The sequence below is a fragment of the Desulfomicrobium norvegicum genome (genome assembly GCF_900114595.1).
GTDB classification, from domain to species: domain Bacteria; phylum Desulfobacterota; class Desulfovibrionia; order Desulfovibrionales; family Desulfomicrobiaceae; genus Desulfomicrobium; species Desulfomicrobium macestii.
Window position 1 is genome coordinate 211396 of sequence record NZ_FOTO01000003.1, and the last position, 12251, is coordinate 223646.

At 54.5% G+C, this 12251-nt stretch carries 9 protein-coding genes; all 9 read left to right on the forward strand.

The genetic code is table 11. The features are described from left to right. Nucleotide 1 precedes the first annotated feature (1 nt). The 9 genes from nusG to rpsG all read left to right on the forward strand — a co-directional run bounded on the left by nusG (nucleotide 2) and on the right by rpsG (nucleotide 12241). Nucleotides 2–544, forward strand: a complete 543-nt coding sequence (gene nusG, locus BMZ24_RS06845) for a transcription termination/antitermination protein NusG (RefSeq protein ID WP_092190604.1) — start codon at nucleotides 2–4, stop codon at nucleotides 542–544. 25 nt (nucleotides 545–569) lie between these two features. Beyond that, nucleotides 570–992 (forward strand): 50S ribosomal protein L11, encoded by a 423-nt coding sequence (gene rplK, locus BMZ24_RS06850; protein ID WP_092190606.1) that lies wholly within the window; start codon nucleotides 570–572, stop codon nucleotides 990–992. Between the two features lie 15 nt (nucleotides 993–1007). Further along, a complete protein-coding gene (gene rplA / locus BMZ24_RS06855) occupies nucleotides 1008–1712 on the forward strand; it encodes a 50S ribosomal protein L1 (RefSeq protein ID WP_092190608.1) in 705 nt (234 codons plus the stop codon). 102 nt (nucleotides 1713–1814) lie between these two features. Further along, nucleotides 1815–2333, forward strand: a complete 519-nt coding sequence (gene rplJ / locus BMZ24_RS06860) for a 50S ribosomal protein L10 (protein ID WP_092190900.1) — start codon at nucleotides 1815–1817, stop codon at nucleotides 2331–2333. A 27-nt stretch (nucleotides 2334–2360) separates the two neighbouring features. Further along, nucleotides 2361–2744 carry a 50S ribosomal protein L7/L12 gene (gene rplL, locus BMZ24_RS06865; RefSeq protein WP_092190610.1) on the forward strand — a complete coding sequence of 128 codons (384 nt, stop codon included), beginning with the start codon at nucleotides 2361–2363 and terminating at the stop codon, nucleotides 2742–2744. A 196-nt stretch (nucleotides 2745–2940) separates the two neighbouring features. Continuing rightward, entirely contained in the window at nucleotides 2941–7032 is a 4092-nt protein-coding gene (gene rpoB, locus BMZ24_RS06870) for a DNA-directed RNA polymerase subunit beta (RefSeq protein ID WP_092190612.1), read from the forward strand. Between the two features lie 57 nt (nucleotides 7033–7089). Continuing rightward, on the forward strand, nucleotides 7090–11292 hold the full coding sequence (gene rpoC / locus BMZ24_RS06875) for a DNA-directed RNA polymerase subunit beta' (protein ID WP_092190615.1): 4203 nt from the start codon (nucleotides 7090–7092) through the stop codon (nucleotides 11290–11292). Nucleotides 11293–11380: 88 nt separating this feature from the next. Next, complete coding sequence (gene rpsL, locus BMZ24_RS06880) at nucleotides 11381–11752, forward strand: 30S ribosomal protein S12 (RefSeq protein ID WP_092190617.1); 372 nt, start codon at nucleotides 11381–11383, stop codon at nucleotides 11750–11752. A gap of 18 nt (nucleotides 11753–11770) precedes the next feature. Continuing rightward, on the forward strand, nucleotides 11771–12241 hold the full coding sequence (gene rpsG / locus BMZ24_RS06885; RefSeq protein ID WP_092190619.1) for a 30S ribosomal protein S7: 471 nt from the start codon (nucleotides 11771–11773) through the stop codon (nucleotides 12239–12241). Nucleotides 12242–12251: the final 10 nt, after the last annotated feature.

Below are 12251 nucleotides of genomic sequence, written 5' to 3' on the forward strand. Positions count from 1 at the left end.
CATGAGCGACGAACCTAAGGCGCGCTGGTATATAATTCACACATATTCGGGATTCGAACAGCGGGTGGAGCAGACGATCAGGGAAATGATCCGTACCGGACAGGCCAAGGGCCTGGTCGAAGACGTGATTGTTCCGACGGAAAAAGTGGTTGAACTGATCAAGGGGCAGAAGCGCACCTCCACGCGCAAGTTTTATCCCGGCTATGCAATGGTCAAAATGGTGTTCACGGACGATTCATGGCACATGATTCAGTCCATTCCGAAAGTAACCGGGTTCATTGGCGGAAAAAGCCGGCCGGTGCCGCTTACGGACAAGGAAGCGCAGAGAATTCTGGCGACAATCGAGACCCGGAAAGAACAGCCCAGGCCAAAATTTCATTTTGAACGTGGTGACGATGTCCGCGTAATTGACGGTCCTTTTGCAAATTTCAATGCCACGGTTGAAGATGTGAATTACGATAAAGGCAAATTGCGTGTCTCGGTATCTATTTTCGGAAGACAAACGCCGGTTGAGCTGGACTTTGTTCAGGTGACCAAAGGCTGATAATTTTTAGATATGAGGTGGTGTTATGGCCAAAAAAATTAATGCAATAATCAAACTGCAACTTCCCGCAGGAGCTGCGAACCCTTCACCCCCCGTTGGCCCTGCCTTGGGTCAGCATGGTGTGAATATCATGGAGTTCTGCAAGGCGTACAACGCCAAGACTCTCAATGATAAGGGTACGATCATTCCGGTTGAGATCACGGTCTTTTCCGACCGTTCTTTCACCTTCATCACCAAGACTCCTCCGGCTGCAGTGCTTTTGGTCAAGGCTGCCAAGCTGCAAAAGGGATCTGGTGAGCCCAACAAGAAAAAGGTTGGGAAGGTGAGCATGGCTCAAATCGAGGAAATTGCGAAGATCAAGATGCCCGACCTTTCGGCTTATGATCTGAATGCCGCATGCAAGACCATTATGGGCACTGCACGCAGCATGGGAATTGAAGTGGAATAAGGGAGTAAGCGAGCTATGCCCAAGCACGGAAAAAAATTTCAGAAAGTATTTGAGGCCATCGATGGTCTCAAGATGTACGATGTGGCTGAAGCTGTCGAGTTGGTTCTCAAAAGCTCGTATGCCAAGTTTGACGAGACCGTTGATGTCGCAGTAAATCTTGGAGTCAATCCCAAGTACTCCGATCAGATGGTGCGCGGTGCTGTATCCATGCCCCACGGCCTGGGCAAGACTGTCCGCGTGGTCGCCTTCTGCAAAGGTGAAAACGAAGAAAAGGCTCTGAGCGCCGGTGCCATTGCGGCAGGCGGAGATGAGCTCGTCGAGAAGATCAAGGGCGGCTGGCTCGAATTCGACAATGCCGTAGCCACTCCCGATATGATGGGACACGTCGGCAAGATCGGTAAGATCCTCGGACCCCGTGGTCTCATGCCCAATGCCAAGACCGGCACGGTCACCGTCGAGCTGGAGAAGGCCATTCAGGAACTGCTCGCGGGCAAGGTGGAGTTCCGTGTGGACAAGGCCGGCGTTATCCATGCTCCCATTGGCAAGGTATCCTTCGGTTCCGAGAAGCTGCTTGGCAACCTGCGCACGGTAATCGATGCGCTGATCAAGCTCAAACCCTCCACCGCCAAGGGTACGTATGTGAAGGCAGTGTCCCTGTCCTCCACTATGGGACCGGGCGTCAAGGTTGACGCTGCTTCCCTGCGCAAAGCGGGTGAATAAGTTTCAAAACAAGTAGATGAGTCAGAGAATGCAGGTGGATCTTCCTTAATATCCTGCTGAGACTGCTTTGGCTCAGTCTGCCTAGCTATAGAGAGGTATGTGGTGAATAGGGCAGAAAAAGCAAAAATCATCGATGGCCTGAAGGAGAGGGCTGACAAGGCGAGCATCGCCATTGTCACGGATTTCCATGGGCTCAAAGTGGCAGAGCTTACTCCCTTGCGTGCAAAATTGCATGAGGTGGGGTGCGACTATCAGGTCGTGAAGAATACTCTGGCACGGAAAGCTTTCATGGAAGGACCGCATGTGGTACTCAATGATCATTTGAAGTACAACTGCGCCGTGGCTTTCGGTTATGACGACCCTGTCGTCGCTGCAAAGGTCCTGGTTGAGTTTGCAAAGAAGAACGACAAGTTTTCCGTGCGTTATGCCAGTCTTGAAGGCAAGTTCCTGGAAGAGGCATCCATTAAGGCCCTTTCCGAGTTGCCCGGACGCGAACAGCTGCTTGCATCTGTTCTGGGTACGATGAACGCGGTTCCGCAGAATTTCGTTTCTCTCTTTGCCAATGTTGTTCGAGGTATGGTCAATGTACTGACCGCTCTCAAAGACAAAAAAGAAGAATGAGCCAAAGCTAATATTTAGGAGGATAAAATGTCTGATATCACCAAAGAACAGGTTGTCGAATTTATTGCTAACATGACTGTGTTGGAACTCTCCGTCTTCATCAAGGAACTCGAAGAGAAGTTCGGCGTATCCGCCGCAGCTCCCGTTGCCGCTTTCGCCGCTGCTCCTGCAGCCGCTGCCGAAGCCGCTGAAGAAGAGAAGACCGAATTCGATGTCGTCCTGACCGAAGCCGGCGCCAACAAGATTGGTGTCATCAAGGTTGTGCGCGCTCTGACCAGCCTGGGTCTGAAAGAAGCCAAGGCCAAAGTCGACGAGACTCCTTCAGTGATCCTTGAAGCCGCTGCAAAGGACGCCGCCAACGACGCCAAGAAGCAGCTTGAAGAAGCTGGTGCAAAGGTTGAAATTAAGTAGTTTTTTGCTTTCTGTTTGACTTTTCGTAAAGAGTGTAAGGGGAAAAAAACCTCTTACACTCTTTACGCCTTTTTGTGTAACACCACGCCTTAAGCGTCAGCATATGCGACTGAGTGATTTTTCACCATAGCTTCTCTCCCTTTGGTCCCAGAACGCTTTGCCTGCCCAGCAACATCCCATTTCCTGAGGGGAAACGATGAACAAACTGATCAAGAAATTCGGACGAATTAAAGATTCCATTGATATCCCTCATCTTTTAAGCCTTCAGCTTGATTCGTATAATAAATTTCTGCAGACCGACGTTCCTGCGAGCATGCGCACGGATATCGGTCTTGAAGGCGTTTTTCGTTCTGTTTTTCCGATTCATGATTTCAATAAGACGGCCACCCTGGAATATGTCAGCTACGATATCGGCAAGCCAAAATACGATGTCGATGAATGCATCGCCAAGGGTCTAACTTTCGAAGCTCCCTTGCGGATCAAGGTTCGCCTTGCCGTGTACGACGTCGATGAGGCGTCCGGCAGTCGCACCATCCACGACATCAAGGAGCAGGACATATATTTCGGAACGATCCCTCTCATTACCCAGAAGGGAACGTTTTTGATCAATGGCACCGAGCGCGTCATTGTTAACCAGCTGCAGCGTTCGCCCGGCATCATTTTCGAGCACGATTCGGGCAAGACTCATTCCAGCCGCAAAATCCTGTACAGCTGTCGCATAATTCCCATGCGCGGGTCCTGGCTGGATTTTGATTTTGATCACAAAGACATCCTGTATGTGCGCATCGATCGCCGTCGCAAAATGCCCGCCACGATTTTGCTCAAGGCCATGGGCATGACCAGCGAGGATATCCTCGACTACTATTACGCCAAGGAGACCTTTCGGCTGGAAGGAACCTCCGTTCTGCGTCGCGTCGAGGATTACAACTTCCGCAAGGAACTGGCCCATGCCGATGTAGTCACCTCTGACGGGACGGTGATTGTCGCTGCCGGCAAGGCTCTGACCAAGGGCATGTGGAAGCGGATGATCAAAGCCGGAATCGAGTATTACGAAGTTCGCCCCGATACGCTTGAGACGGAATATGCAGCCAAGGATATTGTCGACCCCGCTACCGGCGAGGTCATCCTGCGCGCCGGAGACCCCTTTGTCGCCAGCGCCGTGGAGAAATGTCTTAGCGCCGGCATTACCGAACTCGGTGCGATCTTTTCCTCGGGTGCCGAGGCGTCGGCGTGTTTGCGCGACACCCTGGCCATGGACAAGTGCGAGGATTTGGAGAGCGCTCAGATCGACATATACAAGCGTCTGCGTCCCAGCTCTCCGCCCACGGCCGAAATTTCCGCCAGCTTCTTCGACAACCTGTTCAGGAATGCGGATTATTACGATCTTTCGCCAGTTGGACGCTATAAGCTCAATTCCCGTCTGAATCTGAGCCTGCCCATCGACCACCGTACTTTGTCCAATGACGACATCTTCCGGTCGGTCAAGAAGCTCATTCAGCTCAAGGACTCGCACGGTCCCGCGGATGACATCGATCATCTTGGCAACCGCCGTGTGCGTCCCGTCGGCGAATTGGTCGAAAACCAGTACCGCATCGGACTGGTGCGCATGGAGCGCGCCATCAAGGAGCGCATGAGCCTGCAGGAAGTCGCCACGCTCATGCCCCACGATCTGGTCAATCCCAAACCGGTCACCGCAGTGCTGAAGGAATTTTTCGGCACGTCGCAGCTTTCCCAGTTCATGGATCAGACCAACCCCTTGTCCGAGGTTACGCACAAGCGCCGACTGTCCGCTCTTGGACCGGGCGGTCTGACGCGTGAGCGCGCAGGATTCGAGGTACGCGACGTCCATCTGAGCCATTACGGCCGCATCTGCCCCATTGAAACTCCTGAAGGTCCGAACATCGGCCTGATCGTCTCCCTGACCACGCATGGGCTGGTGAACGACTACGGCTTCATCGAGACGCCTTACCGGGTGGTCAAAGATGGGTTCGTCTCCGACGAGATCCAGTACATGGAGGCTTCCACCGAGAGCGGACACATCATTGCCCAGGCCAACGCCCTGTTCGGCGATGACCGTCAGTTCATCAACGCTCAGGTCGAGGCCCGGGTCGAGGGCGAGTTCGCCATCGTGCCCCGTGAGGAAGTGACGCTCATGGATATTTCTCCTGGGCAGATTGTTTCCATTTCTTCCGCGCTGATTCCCTTCCTGGAGCATGACGACGCAAACCGTGCGCTCATGGGCTCCAACATGCAGCGTCAGTCGGTTCCGCTTCTGGTGACCGAGGAGCCCCTTGTCGGTACCGGCATCGAGGGCAAGGTTGCTCAGGATTCCGGTAGCTGCCTCTTGGCCGAGGGTGACGGCGAAATCATGTACGTGGATGCGGACCGGGTAATCGTCTCCTATACCGACGATCTGTACCCGGAAGCCGGCGGCGTTCGTTTTTACGAAGTGCAGAAGTATCACAAGTCCAACCAGAACAGCTGCTTCGGCCAGAAACCCCGGGTTCAGATCGGGGACAAGGTCAAGAAGGGCGCGGTTCTGGCAGACGGCCCGGCCATCCATAACGGAGAGCTGGCGCTCGGCAAGAACCTGCTTGTGGCATTCATGCCTTGGTGCGGCTACAACTACGAAGACTCCATCCTGATTTCGGAGCGGGTTGTGAAGGAGGATGTCTATACCTCCATCCATATCGAGGAATTTGACGTGTTCGCCCGCGACACAAAGCTCGGACCTGAAGAAGTCACCCGCGACATTCCCAACGTTGGCGAAGAAATGCTGCGCAATCTCGACGAGAGCGGCATCATTCGCATCGGAGCACGGGTAAAGCCGGATGATATCCTGGTCGGTAAGATCACGCCCAAGGGCGAGACGCAGCTGACCCCGGAAGAGCGGCTGCTGCGAGCCATCTTCGGTGACAAGGCCCGCGATGTGAAGAACACCTCGCTCAAGGTTCCGCCGGGAATCGAGGGCACGGTTATTGACGTCAAGGTTTTCAACCGCCGGTCCGGAGACAAGGACGAGCGCACGCATCTGATCGAGAATCACGAGCTTGAGCGCATTGACGTGCGCGAGAGACAGCATGCCGCTGCCTTGACCGAGACCACCCGGCGCAAGATCTGGGAAGTTTGCAAGGGCAAGAGCGTAGCCAAGACCATCATGGGCAAGCGCAAGGGCGAAGTGCTCCTTGAGGCTAACCAGCCCATCAAGGAAGATGTTTTTGCAGAAATTCCGCTGAAGAAGCTTGTGGGCGCATTCGCGGCCAAGGACGTTAACGAGGCCGTGAAAGTGCAGCTCGATTATTTCGACCTGCAGCTCAAGTTCGTCAAGGACGTCTACGAAAGCAAGCGCGGCAAGGTCACCGAGGGCGACGATCTGCCTCCGGGCGTCATCAAGATGGCCAAGGTCTATGTGGCCGTGAAACGCAAGCTCAATGTCGGCGACAAAATGGCCGGCCGTCACGGCAACAAGGGCGTTGTCTCCAACATCCTGCCGGAAGAGGACATGCCTTTCTTTGCCGACGGAACATCCATGGACGTGGTTCTGAATCCTCTGGGTGTGCCTTCGCGAATGAACATCGGTCAGATCATGGAAACCCATCTGGGCTGGGCGGCCAAGTCGCTTGGCCAGCAGATCGCGGCCATGGTCGATGAAGGCGTGGCCAAGGTCCGCAGCGAGATCAAGGACATTTTCGATTCTCCCGAGACCTCGGCGCTGCTTGATACCATGACCGATGACGAGGTGATTGAAGCCGCCCGGGATCTCAATCGCGGCATTATCATGAAAACTCCCGTTTTTGACGGCGCCGATGAGAGTGAAATCTGGGCGCTGCTCAAGAGAGCCGGCCTGCCCGAAGATGGAAAGGCGCTGCTTTTTGACGGTCGCACCGGAGTGCCTTTCCACAACAAGGTCACTGTCGGTTATATGTACTATTTGAAGTTGCACCACTTGGTTGACGAAAAAATTCATGCCCGCTCGACGGGTCCTTACTCCCTGGTCACCCAGCAGCCCCTCGGCGGCAAGGCCCAGTTTGGCGGACAGCGTCTTGGAGAAATGGAAGTCTGGGCACTGGAAGCATATGGCGCCGCCTATCTGCTGCAGGAGTTTTTGACGGTCAAATCCGATGATGTGAACGGTCGTGTGAAGATGTATGAAAAGATTGTGAAGGGATCCAATTTCCTCGAAAGCGGAATGCCCGAATCATTCAACGTATTGGTCAAGGAAATGATGGCGCTGGGTCTTGAAGTCACCCTCGTGGAAGACGACAAGAAGCGCCCGAGGAAGAGATGATCCCTCGGCAAGACCGGCCACAGCATTGCAATTCGACCAAAGCAAGAGGAATACACGATGAGTCTTGATGATCTTTTTACACAACGGGGCAGTGCATCCAGCTCTTTCAATAGCCAGAATCTCAAAGCGATCGGAATCAACGTCGCTTCTCCGGAGAAGATTCGCGAATGGTCTTTCGGTGAAGTAAAAAAACCCGAAACGATAAACTATCGTACATTCAAACCTGAGCGGGACGGCCTTTTCTGCGCCAAGATCTTTGGCCCGGTTAAGGATTACGAGTGCAACTGCGGAAAGTACAAGCGCATGAAGCATCGCGGCATCGTCTGCGAAAAGTGCGGTGTCGAAGTAATTGCCTCCAAGGTCAGGCGCGAGAGAATGGGGCACATTGAACTTGCCGCCCCAGTCGCTCACATCTGGTTCTTGAAGTCCCTTCCGTCCAAGATTGGCACCTTGCTCGATATGACCATGGCTGATCTGGAAAAAGTGCTTTATTTTGATTCATATATAATTCTGGATCCGGGCGAGACGACCTTGCTGAAGAAGCAGGTCATTTCCGAGGAACAGTATTTTCAGATTCTCGATCATTATGACGACAACGCCATAACGGTCGGTATGGGTGCCGAATCCATCAAGATCTTGCTTCAGGAAATTGATTTGGCGAGTCTGCGCGTGGAATTGCGCGAAGAATCCCAGTCCACCCGGTCCCAGACCAAGAAAAAGAAGTTGGCCAAGCGGCTGAAAATCGTCGAGGCTTTTCTGGAATCCGGGAACAAGCCCGAATGGATGGTCATGGACGTGATCCCGATCATTCCGCCAGAGCTGCGCCCCCTGGTTCCGCTCGACGGCGGCAGGTTCGCCACGTCGGACCTGAACGATCTGTACCGCCGGGTCATCAACCGCAACAATCGCTTGAAGCGGCTTTTGGAGCTTGGCGCTCCGGACATCATCATCCGCAATGAAAAGCGCATGTTGCAGGAGTCCGTGGACGCCCTTTTCGACAACGGCCGCCGCGGCCGCGCCATAACCGGCACCAACGGGCGTCCGCTGAAATCCTTATCCGACATGATCAAGGGCAAGCAGGGCCGTTTCCGTCAGAATCTTCTCGGCAAACGCGTCGACTATTCCGGTCGTTCCGTTATCGTGGTCGGACCGTATCTGAAACTCCATCAGTGCGGCCTGCCCAAGAAGATGGCTCTGGAACTCTTCAAACCCTTCATCTATTCCAAGCTTGAGGAGCGGGGTTATGCCAGCACCATCAAGAGCGCGAAGAAGATGGTCGAGCGCGAGGAAATCGCCGTATGGGATATCCTCGAAGAGGTCGTGCGTGAATACCCCATTCTGCTGAACCGCGCACCGACATTGCATCGTCTTGGTATCCAGGCCTTTGAACCGATTCTGGTCGAAGGAAAGGCGATACGTTTGCATCCGCTGGTGTGTACGGCCTTCAACGCCGACTTTGACGGTGACCAGATGGCCGTGCATGTGCCTCTTTCGGTTGAGGCCCAGATCGAATGCCGCGTGCTCATGATGTCCACGAACAACATTCTGTCCCCGGCCAACGGTTCTCCGATCATCGTGCCTTCGCAGGATATCGTTCTTGGCCTGTACTTCCTGACCGTGGAGCGTCCTTTCGAGCGTGGCGAGGGCATGATCTTCGCCGATCCCGATGAGGTCATCTGCGCCTTTGACGCAAACCACGTGGAGCTGCATGCCCGGATCAAGGTCCGTATCGACGGTGCATTGGTCGAGACCACGCCCGGGCGCATCATCATCCGCGAGATCGTGCCGACGGAAGTTCCTTTCGAAGTGTACAACCGCGAGATGAGCAAGAAAGTTATCGGCCGTCTGGTGGGCGAAGCCTATCGTCTGGCCGGCACCAAGGCCACGGTCATTCTGTGCGACAAGCTCAAGGATTTGGGTTTCGAGTATTCGACCCAGGCCGGCATTACCGTCGGCGTGAAGGATCTGACCATCCCGCCAGCCAAGTCCGGCATCCTGGACCGCTCCCACACAGAAGTTTCGGATATCGAGCAGCAGTACCGCGAGGGTATCATCACTCGCACGGAAAAATACAACAAGGTCGTTGACGTCTGGACAAAGGCGACCAATGACGTGGCCGACGCCATGATGCGGGAGCTCAAGTACGACACCGTGCTCAACCCGAAGCAGGATGATTCCCCGCATGTCAAGCATGCGCTGCGTTGGGAAGTTTCCAAGCTCAAGGAAGAGCGCTGCAACAGCTTCAACTCGGTGTTCATGATGGCCAACTCCGGCGCCCGAGGCAATCAGGACCAGATGCGCCAGCTGGCCGGCATGCGTGGTCTGATGGCCAAGCCTTCTGGCGAAATCATCGAGACGCCCATCACCTCGTCCTTCCGTGAAGGGTTGACCATTCTGCAGTACTTCACGTCCACGCACGGAGCACGCAAAGGTCTCGCCGACACCGCGCTCAAGACCGCGAACTCGGGCTACCTGACACGCCGTCTGGTTGACGTAGTGCAGGATGTCATAGTCAGCGAGCATGACTGCAAGACGGTTGACGGTATCGAGCTCACGCACGTCACCAAGAGCGGTGAAATCACCGTGCGTCTGAGTGAGCGCGTTCTTGGCCGGACAGCCATGTACGACATTCTTGATCCTGAAACCGGCGAGGTTTTCATCCCCGCCAATGCAATGATCAACGAGGAATTTGTCTCCGAGATCGAACGGCGCAACATCTCGACCATCACCATCCGTTCCGCGCTGACCTGCAAGGCCAAGCACGGTGTGTGCGCGCTGTGTTATGGTCGCGACCTGGCGCGGGGCCATCTGGTCAATGTCGGTGAGGCTGTAGGCATCATCGCCGCCCAGTCCATCGGTGAGCCTGGAACGCAGTTGACCATGAGAACATTCCACATCGGTGGTACCGCCTCCAAGGAAATCGAGCAGAGCAGGTATGAGGCTCTGAACAAGGGTCGGATCGTTCTCTCTCGTGTGCGGACGGTTACCAATAACCGTGGGGAGCGCATGGTTCTCGGCAAGAGCGGCCAGCTGCGCATTGTCGATGATCAGGGCGTCGAACGTGAAAAATACGCGTTGCCTTCCGGCGCGAAGTTGTATTTTGAGAACGGTGCCGAAGTCAAAAAAGGCGATCGTCTGGCTGAATGGGATCCCTTCAACGAGCCCTTCGTCACGGATGTCGAGGGTGTTGTTCATTTCACGGACATCATCGAAGGCCGCACCGCTCAGGAGCGCATAGATGAAGCCACGGGCAAGTCGACTCTGACGGTTATTGAATTCAGGTCGTCGAGCTTCCGTCCAGGTATCTCCATTTGCGATGAGAATGGCGTCTGCAAGACCAAGCCGGACACGGGAACTCAGACTTCCTATGCACTGCCGGTTGGCGCCATCGTCATGGTCAACGACGGTGATGTGGTCCAGCCGGGCGACATCATCGCACGTAAGCCGCGTGAAACCATGAAGACCAAGGACATCGTCGGTGGTTTGCCCCGCGTTGCCGAACTCTTCGAGGTGCGCAAGCCCAAGGATCAGGCGATTCTGTCCGAAATCGACGGTATCGTCAGCTTCGGCCCCGACTCCAAAGGCAAGCGTAAGCTTATTGTCGAGCCGGAAGTGGGAGACGCCCGCGTCTACCTCATTCCCAAAGGCAAGCATATCAGTGTTGGTGAAGGTGACTTCGTTGAGAGCGGAGAGCTGCTGACAGAGGGCACCCCGGATCTTCACGACCTGCTCAAGGTCAAGGGTGAAAAATACCTGGCCTTTTACCTGGTCGAAGGAGTGCAGGACGTGTACCGTTTCCAGGGTGTTTACATCAATGACAAGCACATTGAGATCATCGTCCGCCAGATGCTCAAGAAATTGCTGGTCATCGATCCGGGCGAGACAGGTCTGCTCATGGGCGAACAGGTCGATAAGGCCAAGTTTGCCAACATCAACGCCAAGTGCGTAGGCACCGGGATGCAGCCGGCGACTGCCGAGCCGCTGGTGCTTGGAATCACGCAGGCATCCTTGTCCACGGAATCGTTTATCTCCGCGGCGTCCTTCCAGGAGACGACAAAGGTGCTGACCGAAGCCGCGTTGATTGGTAAAAAGGATTACCTCTACGGCCTCAAGGAAAATGTCATTGTCGGCAGATTGGTCAACGCCGGAACCGGGTTCAGATCTTATATCGAAAACGGAATTGTGGTGCCGGATCAGCCGGAAAGCCCTGACAAGTTCCTGGAAGATTTGGAGAAAGATCCGTTTTTCATGGGACAATAACTTTTTATTGTCTCGGCAGTTGAGTTGACAGGGGAAGGGAGTTCAATTATGAACCCCCTTCTCAAAATGTTTATTAATGGAGTTTGAAATGCCCACTATTAATCAGTTGGTCCGTAAAGCACGGGTCCTCCAGGTGAAAGGCAAAAAGAGAGCCGCGCTGCAGGAATGCCCGCAGCGCCGGGGAGTTTGCGTGCGCGTCTACACCACGACGCCCAAGAAGCCGAACTCCGCTCTTCGGAAAGTGGCCAGAGTGCGTCTGACCAATGGAATTGAAGTGACATCCTACATTCCCGGTGAAGGGCACAATCTGCAGGAGCACTCAGTGGTCATGATCCGCGGCGGCCGCGTAAAGGATCTGCCCGGTGTCCGCTATACCATTATCAGAGGTACGTTGGATGCGGCCGGTGTTCAGGATCGCCGGAAGAGCCGCTCCAAGTACGGAGCCAAACGTCCTAAATAGGTACAAGGAGATTGACGTATGCCTCGCAAGGGAGCCACGCCAAAGCGTGAAGTGCTGCCGGATCCGAAGTACGGAAGCCGGGTGGTCACAAAATTTGTGAACCAGATGATGTATGACGGCAAGAAAAGCGTTGCCGAAACGATATTCTATGATGCCATTGAAGAACTTGGAAAGCGCACCGACAGTGAGCCGCTGAGGGCTTTCGAGCAGCTCATTGAAAAGGTGAAGCCGCAGATGGAAGTCAAATCCCGTCGAGTCGGTGGCGCCACCTATCAGGTTCCCATGGAAGTCCGCCCGGCACGACAGGAAGCATTGGCTATCCGTTGGCTGGTAAACTATGCCCGTACTCGTGGAGAGAAAGGCATGGTATTGCGTTTGGCGGCTGAATTTCTGGATGCTTATAACGATCGCGGTGGTGCCATCAAGAAGCGTGAAGACACCCATCGAATGGCAGAAGCCAACAAAGCTTTTGCTCATTACCGCTGGTAAAAGAGGTTCT